This window comes from Nocardia sp. NPDC049707 (assembly GCF_040674855.1).
Classification (GTDB): domain Bacteria; phylum Actinomycetota; class Actinomycetes; order Mycobacteriales; family Mycobacteriaceae; genus Nocardia.
Genome location: NZ_JBFANN010000026.1, coordinates 62,140 through 87,532 on the forward strand (window position 1 = coordinate 62,140; position 25,393 = coordinate 87,532).

At 67.3% G+C, this 25,393-nt stretch carries 14 protein-coding genes; all 14 read left to right on the plus strand.

Annotated features, from left to right (window positions below; genetic code table 11):
• The first annotated feature begins 308 nt into the window (after positions 1-308).
• The 14 genes from AB0J29_RS22680 (at position 309) to phoU (ending at position 25,256) form a co-directional block, all read left to right on the plus strand.
• Positions 309-6,704 carry a type I polyketide synthase gene (locus tag AB0J29_RS22680; RefSeq protein WP_364789483.1) on the plus strand — a complete coding sequence of 2,132 codons (6,396 nt, stop codon included), beginning with the start codon at positions 309-311 and terminating at the stop codon, positions 6,702-6,704.
• Positions 6,701-7,657, plus strand: coding sequence for a metallophosphoesterase (locus tag AB0J29_RS22685; protein WP_364789486.1), 957 nt, complete (start codon positions 6,701-6,703; stop codon positions 7,655-7,657). The genes AB0J29_RS22680 and AB0J29_RS22685 overlap by 4 nt, the downstream gene beginning before the upstream one ends.
• A complete protein-coding gene (locus AB0J29_RS22690) occupies positions 7,654-7,884 on the plus strand; it encodes a hypothetical protein (RefSeq protein ID WP_364789489.1) in 231 nt (76 codons plus the stop codon). The genes AB0J29_RS22685 and AB0J29_RS22690 overlap by 4 nt, the downstream gene beginning before the upstream one ends.
• Positions 7,881-8,465 (plus strand): hypothetical protein, encoded by a 585-nt coding sequence (locus tag AB0J29_RS22695; protein WP_364789492.1) that lies wholly within the window; start codon positions 7,881-7,883, stop codon positions 8,463-8,465. Before AB0J29_RS22690 ends, AB0J29_RS22695 begins: the two co-directional genes overlap by 4 nt.
• A complete protein-coding gene (locus AB0J29_RS22700) occupies positions 8,462-9,997 on the plus strand; it encodes an NAD(P)/FAD-dependent oxidoreductase (protein ID WP_364789495.1) in 1,536 nt (511 codons plus the stop codon). The genes AB0J29_RS22695 and AB0J29_RS22700 overlap by 4 nt, the downstream gene beginning before the upstream one ends.
• On the plus strand, positions 9,994-10,854 hold the full coding sequence (locus tag AB0J29_RS22705) for an SAM-dependent methyltransferase (protein ID WP_364789498.1): 861 nt from the start codon (positions 9,994-9,996) through the stop codon (positions 10,852-10,854). The genes AB0J29_RS22700 and AB0J29_RS22705 overlap by 4 nt, the downstream gene beginning before the upstream one ends.
• Positions 10,851-12,245, plus strand: a complete 1,395-nt coding sequence (locus tag AB0J29_RS22710) for an FAD-dependent monooxygenase (RefSeq protein ID WP_364789501.1) — start codon at positions 10,851-10,853, stop codon at positions 12,243-12,245. Before AB0J29_RS22705 ends, AB0J29_RS22710 begins: the two co-directional genes overlap by 4 nt.
• Positions 12,242-12,478, plus strand: coding sequence for a hypothetical protein (locus AB0J29_RS22715; protein WP_364789504.1), 237 nt, complete (start codon positions 12,242-12,244; stop codon positions 12,476-12,478). The genes AB0J29_RS22710 and AB0J29_RS22715 overlap by 4 nt, the downstream gene beginning before the upstream one ends.
• On the plus strand, positions 12,475-18,651 hold the full coding sequence (locus AB0J29_RS22720) for an SDR family NAD(P)-dependent oxidoreductase (RefSeq protein WP_364789507.1): 6,177 nt from the start codon (positions 12,475-12,477) through the stop codon (positions 18,649-18,651). The genes AB0J29_RS22715 and AB0J29_RS22720 overlap by 4 nt, the downstream gene beginning before the upstream one ends.
• Before the next feature lie 17 nt (positions 18,652-18,668).
• Complete coding sequence (locus AB0J29_RS22725) at positions 18,669-20,138, plus strand: polyketide synthase (protein ID WP_364789510.1); 1,470 nt, start codon at positions 18,669-18,671, stop codon at positions 20,136-20,138.
• A gap of 24 nt (positions 20,139-20,162) precedes the next feature.
• A complete protein-coding gene (locus tag AB0J29_RS22730; protein WP_364789513.1) occupies positions 20,163-20,705 on the plus strand; it encodes a DUF4442 domain-containing protein in 543 nt (180 codons plus the stop codon).
• A 190-nt stretch (positions 20,706-20,895) separates the two neighbouring features.
• Entirely contained in the window at positions 20,896-22,044 is a 1,149-nt protein-coding gene (gene dusB / locus AB0J29_RS22735; RefSeq protein WP_364789516.1) for a tRNA dihydrouridine synthase DusB, read from the plus strand.
• A gap of 546 nt (positions 22,045-22,590) precedes the next feature.
• Entirely contained in the window at positions 22,591-24,492 is a 1,902-nt protein-coding gene (locus AB0J29_RS22740) for an LCP family protein (RefSeq protein ID WP_364789519.1), read from the plus strand.
• Positions 24,493-24,593: 101 nt separating this feature from the next.
• Positions 24,594-25,256 carry a phosphate signaling complex protein PhoU gene (gene phoU, locus AB0J29_RS22745; protein WP_364789583.1) on the plus strand — a complete coding sequence of 221 codons (663 nt, stop codon included), beginning with the start codon at positions 24,594-24,596 and terminating at the stop codon, positions 25,254-25,256.
• The last annotated feature ends 137 nt before the right edge of the window (positions 25,257-25,393 follow it).

A 25,393-nucleotide genomic window follows, 5' to 3' on the forward strand; every position in this document is an offset into this window, starting at 1 on the left:
GCCGAATCGGCTTCGGCAGCTCGACGGGACACGGGTCCCGGCTCCCCCAGGAAGTGGTGCTTTGGCGTGAATCTGGCTGTGAGTGTTCATGACCAACCGCCAAGGTACAAGTGACCGCGTGTCACATCAATTAAAAAATTGAAACGTGTTGTATGCGTCCAAGCCGTGGATTACAGTGACTCTGACTGCGGGGATTCAGAGATCAATCACACAAATAGATCTCTCTATGGGCCTTGTCGGCCGACATCTACAAGAACGTGTTCTATCTGCATGTTGTTTTCGCATGCTGGGGAAGGGGGGATTTCGCGATGGATAAAAATCTCTCGCCGGATTCTGTCGCCATTGTTGGAATGGCATGTCGTTTTCCAGGGGGTATCGATTCTCCGGAATCGCTGTGGCGGTTCCTATCCGAGGGGAGCCATGTCTCCAGCAAGTTTCCCTCAGATCGGTCCATGACGGAATTGGCCGATATGGCGTCGCCCGAGGTCGCGGCGGCCATGGCCCCGATGGGCGGCTTCATCGATGAACCGGGCCTGTTCGATCCGGAGTTCTTCGGGATCAGTCCCCGCGAAGCCAAAGCCATGGATCCGCAGCAACGCATGGTGCTCGAATCCACCTGGCAGGCACTGGAAGACGCCGGCATCGACCCGAATACGCTGCGCGACAGCGATACCGGCGTCTACGTCGGTGCAATGGGCGGCGACTACGCGTATTTGATTCCCGGGCAGAAGGATCTGGATCCCGGGTACGTCTCACTCGGTGTGAGCCAGAGCGTGCTGTCCGGACGGGTGTCCTACATCCTCGGGTTGCAGGGCCCCACCATGAGCATCGACACCGCCTGCTCGTCCTCACTGGTGGCCATGCATCTGGGCGGCCAGGCGCTGCAGGCCGGGGAGTGCTCGCTGGCCCTGGTCGGCGGCGTCTCGATCATGTCCACGCTGACCGGATTCTTCGCGCTCGGTCAGCACGGCGCCATCTCGAAAGCCGGTCGCAGCAAGCCGTATTCGGCCGATGCCGATGGCTTCTGCATGTCCGAAGGCGTGGCCATGCTGGTGCTGGAGCGCCTGTCGGACGCGCGCCGCCATGGTCACCGCGTGCTGGCCGTCATCCGCGGCGGGGCGATCAATCAGGACGGCGCCACCAAGGGCCTGACCGTACCGAGCGAACTCGCGCAGCGGAAGTTGATCCAGGCCGCGCTGGCCAGTTCCGGTCTGACCGCCGCCGATATCGATGCAGTAGAGGGACACGGAACCGGCACTCCGGTAGGTGATCCCATCGAATTGCGCGCGCTGTTCGACACATACGGTCAGGACCGCGCCGACGGGCAGCCGCTGAAGCTGGGCTCCATCAAGGGCAATTTCGGGCACACCCAGGCGGCGGCAGGCGCGGCCGGGGTGATCAAGATGATTCAGGCCATGCGCCACGGTGAGCTGCCCGCCACTGTCAATGTCGGCGAGCGCACCGCTGCGGTGGATTGGTCGAGCGGCGCGGTGGAGCTGGTGACCGAGCGCGGTGCGTGGCCGGAGTCCGACCGTCCGCGCCGTGCCGGCGTGTCTTCATTCGGCATCGCGGGCACCAATGCGCACGTGATTCTCGAGCAGGTTCCCGAGGTCGTCACGGGGCCCTCGGCTGCCCCGGAATCGGCTGTGCCGGTGGCGGTGTGGCCGATCTCCGGCCGAACCGCCGAAGCACTGGCCGATCAGGCGGTGCGCCTAACCCATCATGTCAAGGCCAACCCGGAGTTCAGCCTGCGCGATGTGGGTTGCGCGCTGGGGACGACTCGCGCGAGCTTCGAGCATCGCGCGGTGGTGCTGGGCAGCAATCGGGTGGATCTGCTCGCCGGTCTGGCCGAGGTGGCCGAGAACAAGCCGGTCGGGCCGATTCGCGGGCAGGCCATGGACCGCCAGGTGGTGTTCGTCTTCCCGGGCCAGGGCGCGCAGTACGCGGGCATGGCGGCGCAGTTGATGGAGGAATCCCCGTTCTTCGCCGACCGGATTCGCGAGTGCGAGGCGGCCTTCGCCGACTATGTGGACTGGTCGCTGACCGATGTGCTGCGGCAGGTAGACGGCGCGCCGTCCATCGAACGTGTAGATGTGGTGCAGCCCGCCCTGTTCGCCACCATGGTTTCCCTTGCGGCCCTGTGGCGTTCGTACGGTATCGAGCCGACGGCGGTGCTCGGGCATTCGCAGGGTGAGGTCGCGGCGGCGTACGTGGCCGGCGCGCTGTCGCTCGGCGATGCCGCTCGCATCGTGACCATGCGCAGTAAGCCACTGCGCAGCCTGCCCCGTTCCGGCGGGATGGCTTCGATCAATGCTCCGGTCGCCCGGGTGCGTGAGTTGATGGCCGGGCTCGAGGATCTCTACATCGCCGCAATCAACTCGCCGTCCACCACGGTGGTGGCCGGTGGCGCGGACTCGGTCACCGCCATCGTCGCGCTGGCCGAGCACAATGATGTGCGCGCCAAGCGAATTCCGGTGGATTACGCCGCGCACACCCCGCACCTCGACCCGCTGCGCGAGGAGCTGCGGGCCGCGGTCGCGCCGATCGTGCCGCAGGGCACCGATGTGGTGTTCTTCTCCACCGTCACCGGTGACGTGCTGCCGGGCGAGGAGCTCGGCCCCGACTACTGGTTCCGGAATCTGCGTGAGCCGGTCGATTTCGAGGCGGGCTTTCAGGCCGCCTTCCAGTCCGGCTACAACGCCTTCCTCGAGATGAGCGTGAACCCCGTGCTCACCTCGGCCATGCACGAATCCCTGGAACAGTTCGGCTCTTTCGCCGATTCATGCCTGATCGTCGGCTCGCTCAAGCGTGCCGAAGCGGGTATCCGCCGCTTCCTGACCGCCGTCGCCGAAGCGCATGTGCAGGGTGTGTCGCCGGACTGGTCCACGCTGTACCCGCCCGGTACCGCGCACCCGGCACCGCTGCCCACCTACGCCTTTCAGCGTCAGAAGTATTGGCTGGCAAGTGTTTCCGGCACCGGCGGCGGCAAGCCCAGCGGACTCGGCCTGGCCGAGGCGGGTCATCCGCTGCTGGGCGCGATCTCCGAGTTGCCCGGCGCGGACCGCTACCAGTTCAGCACTCGGTTGGCGCTGGCAACCCATCCGTGGCTGGCCGATCACGCCCTGCACGGCAATGTGCTGGTCCCCGGTGCGATGCTGCTGGAGCTGGCGCTGCACTCCGGTGACAAGCTCGGCAGCCCGCGGGTGGAGAAGCTGACCATGTACACACCGGTCACGCTGCCCGCCGACGATGCCATCCACCTGCAGGTGGTGGTCGGTGAACCGGAGCGCGGCGGCCGTCGCAAGGTGGCCATCTACTCGCGGCCGGAGGTCAAGGACGAGGCTCCTGGCGCGAGCCAGTGGAGCCTGCATGCGGACGGATTCCTGACCGCGGCAACGAAATCCGATGACGCCGAGGTGCAGAGCCTGGAGCTGTGGCCGCCGGTCGGCGCGGAACAGGGTATGGAGCCGGAGAACGCGTACATCACCCTGGCCGCGCTCGGCTACCAGTACGGTCCGGTGTTCCAGGGCATGAAGGCGGTGTGGAAGCGCGGCGAGGATGTATTCGCGGAAGTGGCACTGCCGGATTCGGTGTCCGATGCCGACAAGTATGGTCTGCATCCGGCTCTGCTGGACGCCGCCATGCAGTGTGGCGCCGCCGCTGCCGCGCTCATGCCGTCGGAGGCCGGCGCGATCCGGCTGCCCTTCGCCTGGGAACGCGTCGAATTGCGGGCGGTGGGCGCGAAGGCATTGCGCGTCAAGCTGACTCCCGCCGGTGACGATCGCCTGCGCTGGGTGCTCGCCGACAGCGCCGGTCGCGTGGTGGCGGTCGGCACTTTGCAGGTGCGCTCGATCTCCATGGGCACGCTGGCCACGCGCGGTCTGTCCGGCCGCCAGGATTCGCTGTTCGGGGTGGACTGGCTGGCCGTTTCCGCACCGCGCGTGCGGTATTCGGCTCGCCAGGGCGAATGGGTGGTGGTCGGTCGCGAATTGTCCGGCATCGCCGCCGATGCCGCCCTGACCTCCTACCCCGATCTCGATGCCCTTGGCACGGCGATCACGGCGGGGACCGAGGTGCCCAAGGTGGTGCTGCTACCGCGGTCGACTGCCTCCGCCGGCACCGAGCCAGGTGCGCAGGTGACCACGGCGGTCCGGGATGAATTGGCCCGCATGCTGGCTCAGCTGCAAGGTTGGTTCGCCGACGAGCGTTTCGCTGAGACGAAGCTAGTGGTGCTCACCCGCCGCGTACAGGGCGTGGATCTGGCCGAGGATGTCTCCGATCTGGTCGGTGCGACGGTCTGGGCACTGGTGCGCAGTGCGCAATCGGAGTTCCAGGACCGGGTCCAGCAGATCGATCTGGACGAGGACGATCTCGGTCTCGATCAGCTCAGCACCGCAGTGCAGTTGGACGAACCCGAATTGGCAGTGCGCCGTGGTGAGTTCTTCGGCCGCCGCCTGCGTTCTGGTCTGGACAGCGCGGCCACCGTGGGCGCTCGATTGGCCGGTCCGTGGCGGCTCGACATCCCGGCCTCGGGCAATCTCGACGATGTCACGCTGGCCGAGGCAAGCGCGGCACACGACACCGCGCTGCCGCCAGGCACGGTATCGGTGGCCTTGCGGGCGGCCGGACTGTCGTTCCCGGTGGCGCTCACGGGCTTGGCTGCTACCTCCGGAACTCCGGCGCGGCTGGTGCACGAGGCGGCGGGCGTCGTGGTCGCCACCGCCCCCGATGTGACCGGTCTCGCGCCTGGTGACCCGGTGTTCGGGCTGTTCGACGAGATTGCCGCGACGGTGGTGACCGATCGGCGCTTGCTCGCCGCGGTCCCCTCGGGGTGGTCGTTCGCCCAGGCCGCCGCTGCGCCGGTGGCTTACCTGACCGCGCTGTACGCCTTGCGTGAGGTCGCCGCGGCTCAGCCTGGGGAGCGGGTGCTGGTGCATGCCGCCACCGGTGGTGTCGGCACCGCCGCGGTGCACCTGGCTCGCCGTCTCGGCCTGGATGTACTGGCCACGGCGTCCCACGGCAAGCGGGACACCCTGCGCGGTATGGGTTTCGCCGAGACTCATCTGGCCGATTCCCGGTCCGCCGAATTCGCCGCCCGGTTCGCGGATCTGTCCGTCGATATCGTGCTGAACCTGCTGCCGGACACCTTCACCGACAGCTCGCTCGACCTGCTGGCCCCCGGCGGCCGGTTCGTGGAGATCGCCAGGGACGTGGTGCGCGATGCCGATCAGGTGCGTTCCGACCATGACGTGAGCTACCAGACGTTCGAACTCGGCGCGCTCGGCGCGGATGTGCTCGGTGGCCTGCTCGCCGAACTCGCGGACCTGTTCGCGAACGGTGGCCTGGCCCCACTGCCCTTGCACCGCTTCGATATTCGTCAGGCATCGTCGGCTCTGCGCCTGCTGTCGGAGGCGCGCCATACCGGCAAGGTGGTGCTCACCTGGCCGCCCGCGTTCGACCCGGAGTCGACGGTCCTGATCACCGGCGGTACCGGCACCATCGGCGCGATCATCGCGCGGCATCTCGTGCACGCTTACGGCGCGAAGCATGTGCTGTTGACCAGCCGTAGCGGTTCCCGGGCCGCGGGGGTCGAGGAGCTGATCGCGGAACTGGCCACCGCGGGTGCACAGGTCACGGTGGCCACCTGCGATGCCGGTGATCGGGATGCCTTGGCGGGCGTGCTCGATTCGATCCCCGCACAGCATCCGCTCGGCGGCGTGGTGCATCTGGCCGCGGCGCTGGCCGATGCCACCTTCGCCGCACTGACCCCCGAGCACCTGGACGTGGTGTTGCCGGCCAAGGCGTACGGCGCGTGGCATCTGCACGAGCTGACCCAACATCTGGATCTGTCCATGTTCGTGCTGTTCTCCTCTGCCGCAGGCACTTTCGGTAGCGCGGGCCAGGCCAACTACGGCGCGGCCAATGTGTTCGCCGACAGCCTGGCCCGGCACCGCTACCACCGGGGCCTGGCCGCCACGTCGATGGCCTGGGGCTGGTGGGCGGAAGACACCTCCAATACCGGTGGTATGGACGAGAAGGACCGCGCTCGCCTGACCCGCATGGGTGTGACGCCCATGCCGACGAAGGAGGCGCTGGACCTGTTCGACGCCGCCCTACGGACCGGCCGCCCGTACGTGCTGCCGGTCGGTATGGACCTGTCGCTGCTGCGGGTGGCCGCCCAGGTGACCGAGCTGCCGCCGTTCTTCCGGGCGCTGCTGCACACTCGGCCGCGCGCCACCCAGCAGATGAGCGACTCCTCGCAGCTGGCCAAGCGGCTGGCGGGGCTGAGCCCGACCGAGCAGCACGAGGTGATCGTGGATCTGCTCAGGACGCCGATCTCCATGGTGCTGGGCTACAACTCACCCGATGCGGTGCTGCCGGATCGCGAGTTCACCGAGATGGGTGTGGATTCGCTCAGTTCCATCGAGCTCGGCGCGCATCTGCGCGCGATCACCGGTGTGAAGCTGGCCAATTCGGTCATCTTCCAGTACCCGACGGTCAATCTGCTGGCCCGCCATGTGCTCGATCAGGTGACGCCGCAGGACACGGAACTGGCGGATCCGATCGTGGCCGAGGTGGAAATGCTGTTGGAGCGCCTGGCCGCCATCCACGGTGAGACGCAGATGCCCGGCGAACTGCTGGCCCGACTCTCCGGCGCGGTCGGTCGGTTGAGTGGATCCGCTGCCCCAGAGGCGGTTTCGTGACCCGGTTGCTCGCTGTGAGCGACCTACACATCGGTCATACGGGGAATCGGGAAGTGGTGGCGGCGATCCGGCCCGATTCCCCGGACGACTGGCTGATCGTGGCGGGCGACGTGGCGGAGAAGACCGACGCGATCCGGTGGGCGCTCGGTACACTGCGCGACCGGTTCGCGAAGGTGATCTGGGTGCCCGGGAACCACGAATTGTGGACCACCGCACGGGATCCGCTGCATCGTCGGGGCGAGGGACGCTACCAGCATCTGGTCGACGTGTGCCGGGCCCTGGACATCGTCACCCCCGAGGATCCCTACCTGGTGTGGGAGGGGGCGGGCGGCCCGGTGCTGCTGGTGCCGATGTTCCTGCTCTACGACTACAGCTTTCTGCCGCCGGAAGCGCGCACCAAACGGGAAGGCCTCGCGCTGGCCGAGGCCCGCGGGTCGGTCGCCACCGACGAGCAACTACTCACCTGCGACCCGTACGCCGCACGGGAGGACTGGTGCCGGGAGCGTGTCGCGTACACCCGCGCGCGGCTCGACGCGCTCGATCCCGGGATGCCGCTGGTCCTGATCAATCACTTCCCGCTGACGCGCCAACCGGTCGAGCGGTTGTTCCGGTCGGAGTTCGCGCTGTGGTGCGGCACCGAACTGACCGCCGACTGGCATCGCCGCTACAACGTGCGCTGTGTCGTCTACGGGCACTTGCATATTCGCCGCACCGATCACTTCGACGGGGTGCGCTTCGAGGAAGTGTCGATCGGCTATCCACGGGAATGGCAGCGGCGGGGACTGCCCGAACCGCTGCTACGGGAAATCCTTCCGGGCCGGACTGAATCGCCGCGTGCGGGGAGTGCGCTGGGCCGACGGGCCGCCGCCCGCGCGTGGCGGCTCGCTCGCGGTCTGACCAGAAAAGTCGAATCCCGACAAGTTATCGACGAACAAGGAACGCTGCCACGATGACCGACCCGATCGCCGGACGACAAGGACTCGAGCAGGCCCTCGGCACGGGGCTGGCCGCCGTCGACCTGATGTCCGATGACCAATGTGCCGACCTGCTGGCCCTGCTCGACGACGCGCCCCGGCGCGATCGCGCGCTGGCCGAGACCGAACTGGCCGACAATCTGGCCCGCCAGCCGCGTGCGCTGCGATTCGTGCTGCGGGCGGTGCTGCTGAGGAGACGGCGATGAGTGAGAAGATGACCCGCGATCAGCTGGAGAAGCTGGCCGCCGCGCTGCACGTGCCCAGTTCGCGCATCGAGTACCTGAGTTTCCTTGGCGGTGAGCGGCTGGCGGTGCTGCGCGAGGAGATCGTGCGCGTGCTGCACACCCGCTATCCGCGGGAATACAGACGGTTTTCGGCACTGGCGCGGCGGGTTCCGCTGCGCTTGTCGCTACCGCTGGCCACCCGGGTGCTGCCGCCGCGCATTCTAGGCCGCTCGCTGTCGGCCGAACTGCTCGATGGGCGCAGTGCGGCCTCGCTGGCCATGCTGTCGGCCATCGATCCCGTGGTGGTAGCCGATGCCGCGCCCTTCATCAATCCGGCCGTCGTCGGCCGGCTGGCGGAGCTGGCCGCACCGGAGCTGATCAGCGGTGTGATGGCGGAACTCATGGCGCGCAATGACTTCGACACCGCGGATCTGTTCGTCGATACCTTCACCAGCTATGTGATGACCTCGGGCGGTCAGGTTCGCGCACCGGCGGCGAACCCGGAAATGGTGCCCGCACGCGGTTTCCGGAGTCTGCTGCGCGGTATCGGGCGGCGACCGTGATCGCGGCGAGCCGAACCGACTTCGAGGTGGTCGTGGTCGGTGCCGGGTTCTCCGGTATCTGCGCGGCGATCCGATTGCGGCAGGCCGGGATCCACGACTTCGTGGTGCTCGACAAGGCCGACGATGTGGGCGGTATCTGGCGGGACAATACCTATCCCGATGTAGGCGTTGATATTCCGATCTGGGGTTATTGCTTTTCGTTCGAACCGAATCCGGACTGGCGGCATGCCTATGCCAAAGGGCACGAACTACAGACCTACGCCACCCGATGTGTCGAAAAGTACGGGGTGCGTGAGCATTTGCAGCTCGGGACCGAGGTGACCGCGATGCGGTTCGACGACGACCTCGACCTGTGGGTCCTGCAGACCGGGCGCGGGGCGATACGGGCTCGCTTCGTGATCAATGCCTATGGGGCACTCGGGCATCCCAAGATGCCCGATATCCCTGGACTGGACAGCTTCGGGGGCGCGTTGATCCACAGCGCCCGGTGGGATCACACGGTGCCGCTGGCGGGCCGGGTCGGGGTGATCGGTACCGGCTCCTCTGCGGTGCAGATCATTCCCGAGGCCGCCGAGCGGGCCGAGCGGCTCACGGTCTTCCAGCGCACGCCTATCTGGGTGATACCCAAGCCCGACTTCCGCATTCCGCGACTGCTGCGCATGGGCTTTCGAATGTTCCCGTTCCTGCTGAGGATTCCGCGTTGGATCGTGCTCCTGTGGCTGGAACTGTTGTACAACGGCGTCTTTCGGTTCAAGTCGCCGGTCACGGTGACCGCCCTGGAGCGGCTGGCGGGCGCGGCTCTGCGCAGCCAGGTACCCGATCTCGACGTACGCGCAAGGCTTTCGCCGCACTATCGGTTCGGTTGCAAGTTCCTGACGCTGTCCAACCGGTATTACAAGACCTTCGCTCGCGATAATGTCCGGCTGGTCTCCGAGAATATCGAGTTGGTCGACGCGACCGGGGTCGGCACCGCGGACGGGCAGCACCATGAGCTCGACACCCTGGTCATGGCAACGGGTTTCGAGGTATTCGAGCGCACCAGCCTGCCCCGCTATCCGATCACCGGCATCGGCGGCGTCGATCTGGGCGACTACCTGCACGACAATCGCAATGTCTGCTACGAGGGCGTCACCGTGCCACCCTGCCCGAACGCGTTCGTCATTCACGGCCCGTACTCGATGACCGGGTCGTTCTTCATGACCATCGAGAACGCCGTCGCACACGCCGTGCGGTGCATCACCGAGGGGCGCCGGCGCGGGGCGACCCGGGTCGCGGTGAAGGCCGAACCCTATGCTCGCTTCGCCGAGGAGATGATCACCCGGCAGGCGCGGTCCATCTTCTACAACTCCAACTGCGAACAGGCCCGCAGTTTCTATTTCGATCAGAACGGTGACGTGCCGCTGTTCCGGCCCTCGACCAGCGTCGAAGCCTGGTGGCGGATGCGCAGATTCCCACTGGCGGACTACGCCTTCAGCACCTGCGCATCCGTCGGGCAGCGCGAGCAGCGAGCCGGGCAGCGGGGCGCATCATGACACCACCGGCCATCGGGCACGTCTCCGATACCGCGCGCTGGGTCGCGATCTATCGTGCGCTGGAATCGGCGCGGCCGGACGCACTGTTCCGTGACGAGCTCGCTGCAGCGCTCGCAGGTGAACAGGGGAGTGCGCTCACGCAATCCGGGATGCTGCCGCGCGGGGCCCGCGATCACTGGCCGACGGTGGTCCGCACCCGACTCGTCGACGATGTGATCCTCGGTGCGCTCGGCCAGGGGTGTGATCGCGTGATCAATCTGGCGGCGGGGCTGGATACTCGTCCGTTCCGGCTGGACCTACCAGCCGAAATTCGCTGGTACGAAGCGGATCTGCCGGACTTGGTCACGTACAAGGAATCGCGACTGGGAGGTAGGCAGGCGCGGTGTGAGCGGATCGCCGTGCCACTCGACATCACCGATGCGGCCGCGACCACGGCATTCCTCGCCGAGGCGCGTGCTGGGGCACGCAGGCCGCTGGTCATAACCGAAGGGCTGCTGCCCTATCTCCAGGCGCACCAGGTGCTGATCCTGAGCGAGCAGCTGCGGGCAGCCGGAACGCGTTGGTGGGTAATGGATCACTGGTCACCCGCCATGCTGCGAATGGTCAATCTGACCATGGGTCGCGAATTGGGTTCGGCACGATGGACTTTCGCGGCCCCGCTCGGATTCTTTCCGGGGTGGTCGGCCGAGATCGCCCGCTCGACGTTCCTGGCCGCGGCACGGTGGGGCCGTTCGCCGTTGCCTTTGCGCGCGACGACGCTGCTGCCGGAAATCACACCCGGCCCGCGACTCGACCGATCCCGGTTGTGGTGCGGCGCAGTGCGATTGGCTCCCCGTGATCTGCGAGGACGGATATGAGTTCGGTGCTGGTACTCGGTGGCGGGTTCACCGGACTGCTGGCGGCCGCCGCGGCGAGCCCGGATGCGCGCGAGGTCACGGTGCTCGAGCGCGATGCCTTTCCCGAGGGGCCGCAACCGCGGCGCGGGCAACCGCAGGCTCGCCATCCGCACTTCCTGGCACCCGGTGGCGTGCTCGGGCTCGAACAGTTGCTGCCCGGCGTGACGCACCGGCTGCTGGCGGCGGGGGCCAATCGGATCGGCGTCGGAGCCGACCTGCTGTTCCGTCCGGCCGCCGGTGGCTGGCTGCACCGTCAGGACACCGGGCGCTACGGCATCAGCTGCACCAGGCAATTGCTCGATCACGTGGTGCGCACGATGGTCCGGGAGCGGGGCGGGGTGACCTTCCGACCGGAGTGCGATGTGGTGGGCCTGCTCGGCGACGGCCGTGCTGTGCGCGGGGTGCGGGTGCGCGAGCAGCGGCTGGGAGCCACCGAAGTGTTCGAGGCGGACCTGGTGATCGATGCCACTGGTCGCGGATCGCAGGCCGGGCAATGGCTCGACCAGTTGGGGATCGTCGTTCCGGCGGCGGAGATCGTCGACTCCGGGCACGCGTATGCCACCCGGGTGTATCGCGCGAGGCCGGGGGCCGAATCGGGTTTCCCGCTGATCCTCATCCACGCCGACGGCCGGTCCGGGAGTCCCGGCGGCAATGCCACTCTGCTGCCCGTGGAGGACGGGCAGTGGCTCGTAGCCATCGGTGGCACCCGGGGCATGAACATGCCCGCGAGCAATGACGATTTCCTGGAATTCGCGCGCGAGCGCGTGCCGCATCCATTGATCGGCGAACTCCTCGCCGAAGCCGAACCACTCAGCGGCACAATGACTTCCCGCAGCACATGCAACAGGCGCTATCGATTCGACCGGGTGCGCGCGTGGCCTCGCGGGTTCGTGGTAGCCGGAGATGCCGCCTCGGCGATGAATCCCGTATACGGCCAGGGACTTTCGGTGGCCGCGCGTAGCGCGAACGTACTGCGTTCGGGATTCGCCGCGCGCGGTGTCGATCCGGCTGCCGCTGTCCAGCTCCAACAGTCGATCTGTCGGGCGGCGCAGGATCCCTGGCAGATGGCGACCAGCCAAGATCGTCAGTTCCGCGGCACCGAGGGCCGTGGGGCCTCCGTGCTGGAGCGGGTGCAGTTGCGCTACGGAGAGCGAGTCTTCCAGGCGGCGTCGGCGCGGCCCGCAGTCGCGGCCGTCGTCTCGGAGGTGATGTTCCTGGTCCGTCCGGCGCTGGCAATGGGGCATCCGGCGGTAATCGCCGGTGCACTGCTCGGGCCGCGACGGCCCGTGCGGTCCGAGCCGCCGCTGACCGCGTGGGAGCGCGGGTTCGTCACCGGTGGACGGGTCGCATGAATCGCGCGATCGCGCTGGTGGCGTGCTGGATGCTGGCTTCGGGCGCGGTACTGGGCACGAATGCCGCTCTGGCGTCGGCGGATGCTGTCGCGATCCGCGCCGTCGGAGGCGCGGCAGAGCATCTGGCACTCACCGAAATCGACTCCGGCCATTGGTCGCCGATCACCGACCCGCAGCAACTCACAGCGGCAATCGTCGCCGGACTCGGGACGGAACCGGGATGGAATCCATGAACGAACCCATTGCGATCGTCGGCATGGCGGCTCGATTCCCCGGGGCCGACGACGTCGACGCCCTCTGGGAGTTGCTGAGCTCCGGTGGTACGGCGATCCGTACGGTGCCTGCCGAGCGCTGGAATTCGGACACACCCCTGGACGGCGGTAAGCGGGTACCGGCGGTGGGCGGATTCCTCGACGGGGTAGACGAGTTCGACGCCGCGCTGTTCGGCATCTCCCCGCGCGAGGCGGCCGATATCGATCCACAACAGCGGCTCATGCTCGAAATCGCCTGGCGTGCATTGGAAGACGCGGGCATACCGGGTCATACCCTGCGCGGCACCCGAACCGGTGTCTACGTCGGCGCGTCCTGGCACGACTACGAGACGCTGCGCAAGCAGCGCGGGATCGGCGCCACTCAGCACAGTCTGGTCGGTACCGCGCTCGACGTGATCGCGGCGCGTCTGTCGTATCTGCTCGGCCTCACCGGGCCCAGTCTCGTCGTCGAGACCGGATGTTCGTCGGCGCTGGTAGCGCTCGACCTCGCCGTGCGGGCCATGCGCACCGGTGATGTCGAATCGGCCATCGTCGGCGGCGCTAATCTCATTCTGACCCCGGATGTTTCGATCGGGCTCACGCATTTCGGGGCACTGTCGTCCAACGGTCGCTGCGCGGCGTTCGGTGCCGACGCGGACGGGTTCGTTCGTGGCGAAGGCGTCGCGGCGGTGTATCTCAAGCCGTTGAGCGCGGCGGTGCGTGACGGCGACCGGGTGCGGGCGCTCGTCACTGCGACCGTGGTGAACAATGACGGCGGTGGCGAAAGCCTGGTCACGCCGAATGCGGCGGGGCAGCGGGATCTGCTGTGGCGAGCCTACCGGGACGCGGGACTCGATCTCGATCGGCTGGCGTACGTGGAAGCGCATGGAACCGGTACGGGGCGAGGGGATCCCATCGAAGCCGGAGCGATCGGAGAGGTGCTGGCGCGGCCACGTGGATCGGCTGCCGGGCCGCTGCCCATCGGATCGATCAAGACCAATATCGGGCATCTGGAAGCGGCGGCCGGGATCGCTGGGCTGATCAAAGGTGTGCTGTGTCTGGAACGCGGGCTGATCCCGCCGAGCCTGCACGCGGAGGAACTCAATCCTGAAATCGCTTTCGACGCACTGAATGTGGCCGTGGTGCGCGAGCATCTCGCCCTACCCGAGACCGGACCGGTACATCTCGGTGTCAACTCGTTCGGCTGGGGCGGGACCAATGCTCATGCTGTGCTCAGTCGCGCGGAAGTCGCGGCGGTAGCGCATCTTTCCGGTTCTGATCTCGGGTTCCTGCCCCTCTCGGCGCATACCGACGATGCGCTGGGTCTGCGCTGCCACGACATCGCCGACCTGTTGGATACCGATCCGAGTGGAATCGGATCGGTGACGGCCGCCCTCGCCCGACGAGCCCATCAACTACCCAGGCGCATAGCGGTTTTCGGCACCGAGCCGGACAGGCTCGCTGCGGAGTTACGGCGACATGCCGCCGACCCCGCTGCCGAGCATCCTGCGGTCCTCGTGGGGCGAACCCGCGAAATCGGTCTCGTGGCCTTCGTCTTCCCCGGACAAGGCGCGCAATGGCACGGCGTCGGCACGGTGTTGTATGGCACGGACCCGGCCTTCACGGCCATGGTGAACGATTGCGCTGCTGCGCTCGCACCGCATGTCGACTGGGATCCCCTCGCGGTCATTTCCGGTGCGGCTGGGCCGGATTGGCTCGACCACGTCGATCAGGTGCAGCCGGTGCTGTGGGCGCTGTCGCTCGGGATCGCCGCTATGTGGCGCACCATGGGCATCGTTCCCGATCTGGTCGTCGGCCACAGTCAGGGCGAGATCGCGGCCGCTACCCTCTCCGGTGCGCTGAGTCTCGCGGACGCTGCGCTCGTGGTGGCGCGCCGCAGTGCCGCATTGCGTGCCGTGGCGGGCACCGGCCGAATGCTGGCCGTCGAACTGCCGGTCGATGAACTTCCGTCGTGGATAGCGGGTTTCGAAGACTCGGTGACACTTGCCGTGCACAACGGTCCGATGTCGTGCGTACTTGCCGGGGATCGGGATTCCATCGAGGCATTGCACGAGATCCTCTCGGCCGACGGAGTGTTCTGCCGAATGGTCGCGGTGGACTACGCCTCGCACGGTCCGCATATGAATTCGTTGCGCCCCGCATTGTCGGCGGCGCTGGCCGAGGTGAAACCTGGGCCGACATCGGTCGAGATGCTGTCCACGGTGACCGGACGGCCGTGCGCACCCGGTGCAGTCGATGGCGACTATTGGATCGACAACCTTTGCCGCCCAGTACTTTTTGCCGAGACCATGGCTTCGGCCTTCGACTCCGGCGTCACCCACGTGATCGAGATCAGCCCGCACCCGGTGCTGACCGCGGCTCTCGAACAGCTATCCGCCACCCGATCGCACCCGCCGGTGGTGGTGCCGTCGCTCTACCGCGACCGGGACCCGATCGCCGAGATGCGGCGCAGTCGCGCCCGCGCCTACCTGAGCGGGCTGCATCCCTTCGCCGATATCTCCCACGCTGCCTCGGTCACGCTGCCGCCGTATCCCATGCAGCGCAGTTCATTCTGGCTGCCTGAATCCGAAGCGGGTGGGACGCAGGCGGAGGGACTGCGGGTTCCGGTATATCCCAGCGTCATGGAATCCGGTGCATGGCAGGCCGATACCTCGATATCGCTCGACCACGAAGGCTGGCTCGGCGACCATCGGGTCGGGGCTGCGGTCGTGGTGCCCGCCGCCATGATGATGGCGTTCGCCATCGCGGTCGCTCGCACTCGATACGGGCATCAGCCCGCGGCGCTGCTCGACATCCGGTTCACCGAGGCGCTGACGTTGCCCGCCGCGCCGGTGCGCCTCGATATGACGTTGCGCGAGGACATTACCGGCGGCGCGAGCTTCGAACTCCGCTCACTCGCCGCGACGGCCGAGAGCTGGACCACTCATGCCCGGGGCCGGGCCATGCACACCATCGAAGCGATGGATCTCCCGGAGCTGCCCGGTACACAGCCCGGGGCTGACGTTCCCGGTGCCGAGTTCTACCGGTTGTGCGCCGGGCGCGGATTGAACTACGGCCCCGAATTTCAAGGCGTGCAGGTGATCAGGCATGTCGACGGCGGGGTCGTCGCCGACATCGAACTCGGCGAGCAATGCCGGGCGCAGCTGCATCGGGGTGAGTTGCACACAGCGCTGATCGACAGTGCGATGCAAGCGGCCCTGGCCTTGTTCGACGACGCACGAACCGTCGTACCGGTGGCGGTCCAGGAGCTGCGCCTGCACGCCGTGCCGGACACATTCATCGATACCGCACGGGTGTTCGCGGTCCGGCGCTCCGATACGTCGGCGGACATCCATGTGTTCGACGACCGGGGCACTCCGTTCGCCACGGTCCGCGGGCTGCAACTGGCCGCTATCGACGGCGGCGATACGGTCTGTCGCCGGTTCGATCGGGAGTTCCGGTTCGTACTGCATGCGGCCGAACGTTCGGAGGCGACTGGTCGCGAGGGCGACGGCTCGCGCGGGTACGGTGCCGACATCGTGCTGGACGGTGACGTGACCTGGCATGCCGCCTTGGCCGATGCGTTGCGTCGGCGCGGAGCTCGGGTACATTCCGGCGGTGCCGCGCACGCGGGCGGTACGCTCGTATATTGCGTGCCCTCGGGCGATCTCCAGGCCCAGCGAACTCGGCTCGCGGCCCTGACGGAAGCGGTGCGGGCGGCTACGAGCACCGGCTCGACACCGCCGCGGCTGGTCGTCGTGACGGAGCATGCCGAATCACCCACATCCGATGATCGCCCCGATCCGGGGAGCGCGATGTTCTGGGGCTTCGTCCGCGTCCTGCGGCGGGAACATCCCGAACTGTCCGCCACCCTCGTCGATATCGCGGGCGCGCGGGAGATCGACGAATGTGCGGCCGAGCTCCTGGCCGCGCCCGGCGAAGATCAGGTAGTGCTGCGGGCCGGGCGTCGCTACGTCGGCCGGCTGGAGCAGGGCGAACATTCCGGAGGTCCGCAGCCGCGGCCATGGCGGGCGCAGCACCGGCCTTTCCGCCTGCGGTCGGCTGCCGGTCGGCACTGGGACGGCCTGCGCTTCGCGCCGCTCTCGGTACGCACGCCGGGTCCGGGTGAAGTCATGGTCGAAATCACCGCGGCGGCAATCAATTTCATTGATGTCATGAAAGCGGCGGGTACCTATCCAGATGGCTCCGCCGGGGCGAGGGAGTTCGGTGTCGAAGGCGCGGGTGTGGTTCGCCAGGTGGGCCCGGGTGTGACCGATCGGTCCGTCGGCGATCGAGTGATCGTGTGCGGATTCGGTGCGATCGGTTCGCATCTCACCGCGCGTGCCGATCACACCGCGCCGATCCCGGCCGACATGCCGTTCGAGGACGCGGCGGCGCTGCCGATGGTCACGACCACGGCCTGGTACGCCCTGGCCATGCTGGGGCACGTTGTCCCGGGCGAGACGGTGCTGATCCACTCCGGAACGGGTGGATTGGGCCTCGCCGCCATCGGGATCGCGCGCCACCTGGGTGCGCAGGTGCTCGCCACCGCCGGTTCGGCCGAACGTCGCGAGTACCTGCATCGCGCGCACGGTATCGAGCACGTCTTCGATTCCCGTGCATTGACCTGGGCCGATGAGGTGCTTGCCGCGACCGGCGGGCGGGGTGTCGACGTTGTGCTCAACTCCCTGTCCGGCGTCGCCATCGACCTGGGCCTCGAGGTGCTCGCCGAGGACGGCCGCTTCCTCGAAGTCGGGAAGAAGGACATTTACGCGAACCGGCGGCTGGGTTCACGCGCCTTCGCCAAGGGAATCGGCTTCCTGGCCATAGATCTGGCCGGAATGATGACTCGTCGCCCGGATCGGTTCGCGGCGGCCCTGTCTGAAGCCTGGCAGCTGATTCAGGACGGCGGCCTCGCGCCGCTGCCCATCTCGGTACACCCGCTGGCCGAGGCTCCAGAAGTGCTGCGACGCATGGCCCGTGGGGATCACATCGGCAAGTTCGTGCTCAACCATCCGGAGACGGTCTCGCGTATTGCTCCGGAACCCATGCCGGACGGGCGATTCCGCGCGGACGGAACCTATGTCGTCACCGGAGGCCACGGCGCGCTGGGACGCAGTCTCGCGCACTGGCTGCTCGAGCACGGAGCGGGATGTGTGGTGTTGCTCGGACGCAACGCACCGGACGGGCCGATTCCGTTGCGGGAGTTCGATCTCGACATGCTGCCCGACCAGGTGTCGATCCTCAGTCGCCGCGTTGACGTCTCCGATCGGGAAGCGGTTGCCGCGGTGTTGCATTCGATTCGCGCCGAGGCGCCGCCGCTGCGCGGGATCTTCCATGCCGCCGCAATCCTCGACGACGCCACCGTGCTCGGGCTCTCCGCCGACCAAATGGAACGAGTATTGCGGCCGAAGATCGACGGTGCGCGGCATCTGAACGAGCTGACGGCCGACGATCCGCTGGACCTGTTCGTCCTGTTCTCCTCGGCCGCGGCGCTCATCGGAAATCCGGGTCAGGCTGCCTACGCCGCCGCGAACTCCTACCTCGACGCCCTGTCCGTAGCCCGTCGCCACGAGGGCCGACCGGGGTTGAGCATTCAGTGGGGTCCGTTCGCCGAGATCGGATTGGCTGCTGCACAGGACAATCGAGGAAATCGGCTGGCCGTACACGGTATGGAGAGCATCACCGCGGCCGAAGCATGGGAGGCGCTCGCCGGATTCCTCGCCGAGGATCGTCAGGTCGTCGGCTATCTGTCCTTCCACGCGCGCCGCTGGTTCGACGCCTACCCCGACTGTGCCGCGCAACCCAGTTGGAAAGCCTTGCGGCGCACCGCCGACACCGGCCCGCAACCGGCAGCGAGCGAGTTCCGCTCGACCCTGTTCGAAGTCGCCGATGCCGAACGCCCCCGCCTGGTCCTGGGCAAGATCGTCGAACTCGCCGCGGGCGTACTGCGCATGACCCCGGACGATCTCGATATCCATACGCCCCTGCGATCGCTTGGTCTGGATTCGCTCATGAGCCTGGAACTGCGCAACAAGCTCGAATCCAGTTTCGCACTGCGGCTTTCGCCGACGGTGCTGTGGACCTACGGCACGGCCGAGGCGCTCGCCACCGCATTGGGACAACAGCTGGCAGCGCCGGTGCCCTCCCCATGAATATCAGGAGAGACAATATGGACGAATCGGAGACCGGCGCACCGCAGGGTGCCGCCCTGCGCCGCGCCACCGAGACCATCAAGCGATTACGGGCCGAACTGGCTCAGCGCTCCGAGACGGGCCCGACAGCGGTCATCGGTGCCGGACTGCGCCTCGCCGGCGGGATCTGCGACCTCGACGGCTATTGGTCGGCCCTGCTCGAGGGCCGCGGCATGATCGGCGAGATGCCCATGCACCGCCGCTGGCCGTTCGAGGACGAGTGGGCGCAACTGCCATTGCGTGGCGGCTTCATCCATGACGCTCTCGATTTCGATCCGGAATTCTTCGGTATCACGCCCCGTGCGGCGCAGGCTATCGACCCGCAGCACCGCCTGCTGTTGGAAGTTGCCTGGGAAGCCCTGTGTGACAGCGGTATCGACCCAGCTACGCTGCGCGGCGAACAGGTGGGCACCTTCGTCGGCATCACCGGCCGCCAAGACTACGCCGACTGGGCCGGCCAGTACGCCGACGCCAACTGGGCACTCGGCAACGGCCACAGTTTCGCCCCAGGTCGTATCGCCTACACCTTCGGATTCACCGGCCCCGCAGTAGCTTTCGACACGGCGTGCTCCTCTGCGCTGGTGGCCGTCGCCCACGCCGTGCAGTCCCTGCGCCGCGGGGAAGTCGACATCGCCCTGGCCGGCGGCGTCAATCTCATCCTGGCGCCCGGATCCACCCGCGCCATCAACCGCACCGGCTCGCTCTCCCCGGACGGCCTGTGCCGGACCTTCGACGCCCGCGCCAATGGTTTCGTCCGCAGCGAGGGCTGTTCCCTGCTCGTCCTCAAACGCCTGGCGGACGCGGAACGCGACCACGACCCTATCCTGGGCGTGATCCACGGCGTCGCAATGAATCAGGACGGCCGCACCTCCGGTTTCAGCGCCCCGAACGCCGAAGCGCAACGCCGGGTGATCGAAACCGCGCTCGCCGACGCCGGTTGCAGCGCAGCCGATCTCGGTCTGATCGAGGCCCATGGCACGGGCACCGCCCTTGGCGACCCCATCGAGATGAGTGCGATCGTGGCAGCGCTCGCCGCCCGCAATGGCGGCAAACCCCTCCACGTCGGCTCGGTGAAGACGAACTTCGGACACCTGGAAGCGGCATCCGGAGCGATCGGCCTGCTCAAGGCGCTGTTGTCGGTCCGTGAACGAACCGTCCCGCCCCTGGTGCAATTCGACACCCTGAACCCGCGAATCGAACTGAAGGGCAACGATATTCAGCTCTCCAATCGGTCGATGCCCTGGCTGACCACCGAATCCGGCCCACTGGCGGGCGTGAGCTCCTTCGGAATCATCGGCACCAACGCCCACATCATCGTCGGCCCAGCCCCGCAGACATCCAATCCGATCCCGCCTCGCCCGGCCCTTCCCCGACCACAGTGGAATCGTGTCCCCTGCGTCCCCGCATTCCTGGGCGACGCCCCGCCCGGATACGTCGTACCCGCCTGACCCATCGACACGGAAGGCTGCGCCATGCCCGGATCGGATTCCCCACTCCCCCGACGGCAACGCACTCCCATCCCGCTCTCCCTCGCGAGTCCCGCCCGCTTCCGCCTCGTGATGGGCCTCTACCCACCTCTGCTCTTCGCCGGCGTTCGAGTCACCCGAGTAACCCCCGACTGGACCGCCATCACGGTCGCCCACCGCGTCCGCCCCTGGAACTCCAACCTCAACCACTCCGCGTTCGGCGGCACGCTCTTCGCCATGACCGACCCCTTCTACGCCGTCATGGCAGCAGGCCAACTCGGCCCCGGCCACCGCATCTGGAATACCACGGGAACCATCGAATTCCTGTCCCCGGGGCGCGGAACGGTCAGTGCCACCATGGAACTCACCCCCGCTGAGACCGACATCATCCGCGCGAGTATCGACGCCGAGGGATGTTCGGTGACCACCCACGTAACCGAAATCCGCTCCGCGGAAGGCACTTTGGTCGCCCGCGCAGCACAGCGCCTTTACGTGCGCGGCCTGGACAGCCGAACCGGTCAAGATCATCAACGGCGAAAATCTCGCTGATCACATCGATACGAACTATGGCGCGCCCAACCCATCGCCCGCACGCGCCGCGCAGGCATATCGCAACGGCGTCGACGATCTGATCAGCGCCGCACGTGCAGCCGAGACCGGCCGAACCATCGCTTCACCCGATGCCGAAGCCACCTACGGTGACCTCGGCCACGAGATGGAATCTGACAGACTGAAGAACATGACAGCCGCCATCGAGACCCGACCACAACTGCGAATCGGCCCCTACTCGGTCGATCCGGCGGTGGTGCTCGCGCCGATGGCGGGCATCACCAACCTGGCGTTTCGCAAGTTGTGCCGGGAGTTCGGCAGCGCTACCTCTATCTATGTGTGCGAGATGATCACCGCGCGGGCCGTGGTCGAGCGCAATGAGAAGACGCTGCACATGATGTCCTTCGACGCGGACGAGCATCCACGCTCGATGCAGCTCTACGGTGTGGATCCGGCCACACTGGGCGAGGCCGTGCGCATCATTGTCGGCGAGGGCTGGGCCGATCACATCGATCTCAACCTCGGCTGCCCGGTGCCGAAGGTCACGCGACTGGGTGGCGGCGCGGCGCTGCCGTACAAGCGCGCGCTGTTCAGCAAGATCGTGAAGGCGATGGTTTCCGGCGCCGAACCGGCCGGTGTTCCGGTCACGGTGAAGTTCCGCATCGGCATCGACGACGACCACCTCACCTACTTGGACGCGGGCCGCATTGCCGAGGCCGAGGGCGCCGAGGCCGTCGCCCTGCACGCCCGCACCGCCGCACAGCGGTATTCGGGCCAGGCCGACTGGACGGCCATCGCCCGGCTCAAGGAGGCCGTCACAACGATTCCGGTGCTCGGCAACGGTGACATCTTTTCCGCCGCCGACGCGGTGCGCATGATGGACGAAACCGGTTGCGACGGTGTCGTTGTCGGCCGCGGCTGCCTCGGCCGCCCGTGGCTGTTCGCCGAATTGCAGGCCGCGCTGCGCGGCGAGGCACTGCCCGAGGCGCCGAATCTCGGCCGCGTCGGCGAGGTGCTGTACCGGCACGGCGCCCTGCTCGCCGAACACCTCGGCGAGGACAAGGCCATGCGCGATCTGCGCAAGCATATGGCCTGGTATCTGATGGGCTTCCCGGTCGGCGCGGACCTGCGCCGTTCCTTCGCCACGGTGTCGAGCCTCACTCGATTGCAGGACCTCATCGGCGAACTCGACCCGACCGCGCCGTTCCCCCGCGACGCCGAGGGCCCACGCGGGCGCCAGGGTTCGCCGGGCAAGGTGGCGCTGCCGCACGGCTGGCTCGACGATCCCGACGATCCGGCCGTCCCCGCGGGCGCGGATCTGATGCACAGCGGCGGCTGACCTTTTTCCGCAATCGCACCGTTATCCGATCCTCGAGTACTCTCCGACCAGCACACATTCGGATGCCGAATGCGAACTCGGCCTGTCGAGTCCGCACTGGGCTGGCTGACCGTGGCGGAATCGTTATCATTGGCGGAATCGGTCATGCCGGTCGAAAGCGGCCGAACGGCAGCAGAGACGAAGCGAGGTTCGTAGGTGGGTGACGATCGGCACGGGCAGTCGCCACGGCCCGGAGGTCGCGCCCCGTGGGAGCGCTCTCCCGCGGAGGATTACCCCGACCACGACGGCGCACGGTCGTCCCGCAGATCCCGACATAACGATCCCGACTCCGGCTCGGCCCCGCTGACCGTTCAGGACCTGGTCCAGCGGGTCGACAACGAACGCAGCGGGCGCAGACGTCGACCAACAACACCGGACACGCCGCCCACGCACGCGAATCGGGCTGCCCCCAAGCCGCCGGAGTCAGCCGCACGACAAGCCGATATTCCGCCGCGCACAGGGAGCGGCCCATCCGTACGTCAAGCGGACGCACCGCGTACATCGGCTATGCCTGCCGGGCGCAACGCCGACGCACCCCGCACGTCGAGCACCCCGGCCGCACGCAACGCCGACGCACCCCGCACGTCGAGCACCCCAGCCGCACGCAAGGGCGACGCACCCCGCCCATCGGCCGCCAAGGCCGACGCCGCCCGCCGGTCCGGGGCCTCCCCGGTCGTCGACGACATCGCGGGCACTCCGACGACGGCCGCGCGTCCGGCCAAACGCCGCGCCTCGACCGTATCCGGCGCGAAAGAGGCGCCCGAGGTGGTCACCGACATCATCGACCCGGTCGAGGACACCCCGCCCGCGAAGACGCGCACCAGCGGCTGGCCGACCACCGATTCCGATGCCCCGAAAACCGCTGCCGCATCCACCCGCGTCGGCCTTTCGCGGCTCGCGGCGAGTCGACAGCGCCGCAATAGGCGGCTGCAGGTCGCGGGCCGGGCCACCCTGACAATTTCCGCGGTGGTCGCACTGCTGGTCACCGGCGGCGGCTGGAGCTATCTACGCTCGACCGCCAACGGCTTCACCCAGGTTTCCGCCTTCGACGACCACCCGGAAGACGTGCTCGACTCCGGCGCCCAGCTCGGCGACGAGAACTACCTGCTCGTCGGCACCGACACCCGCGCGGGCGCCAACGGACAGGTGGGCGCGGGCAGCGTCGACGACGCCGAGGGCGCCCGCGCCGACACCGTCATGCTGGTGAACATCCCCAAGAACCGCTCACGTGTGGTGCTCGTCTCGTTCCCCCGCGATCTCGACGTCACCCGGCCGCAGTGCAACGGCTGGGATAACGACAAGGCCGAGTACACCAATGAGGTGTTCCCCTCGGCCATGGGCGACAAGCTCAATGCCGTGTACGCGCTCGGCGGACCGAAGTGCCTGGTCAATGTCATCCGCAAGATGACGGGCCTGAGCATCGGACACTTCATCGGCATCGACTTCGCCGGATTCGAGGCGATGGTCGATCAGGTCGGCGGCGTCGATGTCTGCACGCCCAAGCCGATCATCGACGGCATCCTCGGCACCGTGCTGGAAAATTCGGGCCACCAACACATCAACGGCGAGACCGCACTCAACTACGTGCGCGCCAGACACGTCTATGGCGAGGAACGCAGCGACTACGACCGGATCAACCGGCAGCAGCGGTTCCTGGCCTCACTGCTGCGCAGCGCATTGTCGAGCCGGGTGCTCTTCGATCCCGGCAAGTTGAACGGCTTCATCTCCGCATTCACCGCCCACACCTTCGTCGATAAGGTGCAACCGACCGACCTGCTGACCCTGGGCCGTTCGCTGCAGAAGGTCGACGCGGGCGCGGTCACCTTCCTGACCATCCCGACCGCGGGCACCACCTCCTACGGCAACGAGATTCCGCGTGATTCGGATATCAAGGCGATCTTCCGCGCCATCATCGATGACCAGCCGCTGCCCGGTGAGAAGAAGTCGGCCCCGGCCCCCGGTTCGATCCCGTCGGCCCAGCCGGCGCCGCCGAAGCTGATCGCGGTCGATCCGAGCACGGTATCGCTGCTGGTCTCCAATGGTTCGGAGACGTCCGGCGCGGCCAGTAAGGCGGCGACCAAGCTCGGCAATCAGGGCTTCCAGATCTACAACACCGGCAATTACTCCGGCGGCAATTCCGAGGTCGCCACCAGGGTGCGTTTCGGGGCCGGTCACGAGGCCGAGGCGGCCACGGTGGCCAGTTCCCTGCCCGGCGCGACAATGGAGCAGTCGAATAGTCTCGGTGGCATCGTCGAGGTCGTGATCGGCGCCGATAACCCGACCATTCGGACTCCTACACCGGTCGGTGATCCGATCCCGAACGTCTCGGTCACCGTATCGAGTGCGGAACCGGTCACACTGCCCTCGGACCTCGAGCACGTCAACGCCGCCGACGAAACCTGCAAGTAAGAGCCGCTCCGAGCTGGGGCAACGCCCCCGCTATCGTTTGGCACCACCCATTAACCCCGTGTTGGTGACTAGGTCAGCACATGGCACTAGTGTCTGTTTTCATGCGTGTCATCTACAACGAGCAAATGGCCGACCTTGCCCACCTGCTGGGCGAGATGGCCGGTCTGGCGGGTTCGGCGATGGAGCGGGCCACCCAGTCTCTGCTCCAGGCCGATCTGGCTCTGGCCGAGTCGGTGATCACCGAGGGCGACCGGATCGCCGAAATGATCGCCGATGCCGAGGAGAAGTCGTTTGCCCTGCTAGCGCTGCAGGCACCGGTGGCGGGTGATCTGCGGCAGGTGGTGAGCGCGATCCAGATCGTCCAGGATGTCAACCGGATGGGCGCGCTGGCACTGCATGTCGCCAAGGTGACCCGGCGCCGCCACCCCAACCACGCGCTGCCCGAGGCGGTGAACGGCTACTTCGCGGAAATGGGCCGCATCGCCGTGAATATGGGCGCCAGCGCCGAGGAGGTGCTCGAGACCCGCGATCCGGAGCGCGCCGCGCAGCTCAACGAGGACGACGAGGCGATGGACGATCTGCACCGTCATCTATTCACGTTGCTGATGGATCGCGACTGGAAGTACGGCGTCGCCGCGGCCGTCGATATCACGCTGCTCGGCCGCTACTACGAGCGCTTCGCCGACCACGCCGTGGAGATCGGCCGCCGGGTGATCTTCCTGGTGACCGGCGAGCTGCCGCCGGATTCCGACGCCGCGGTGTGAAATATCGAAAAGGCCCGCGTCAGACGCGGGCCTTTTCGATACAGCGGGTTCAACTGATTGCGCTAGCACATGGGTAACTCGCCGGGTACGGGCTGAATTGATCCGCTCATACCGCTGGCCGCCAACATCGCCTTCCC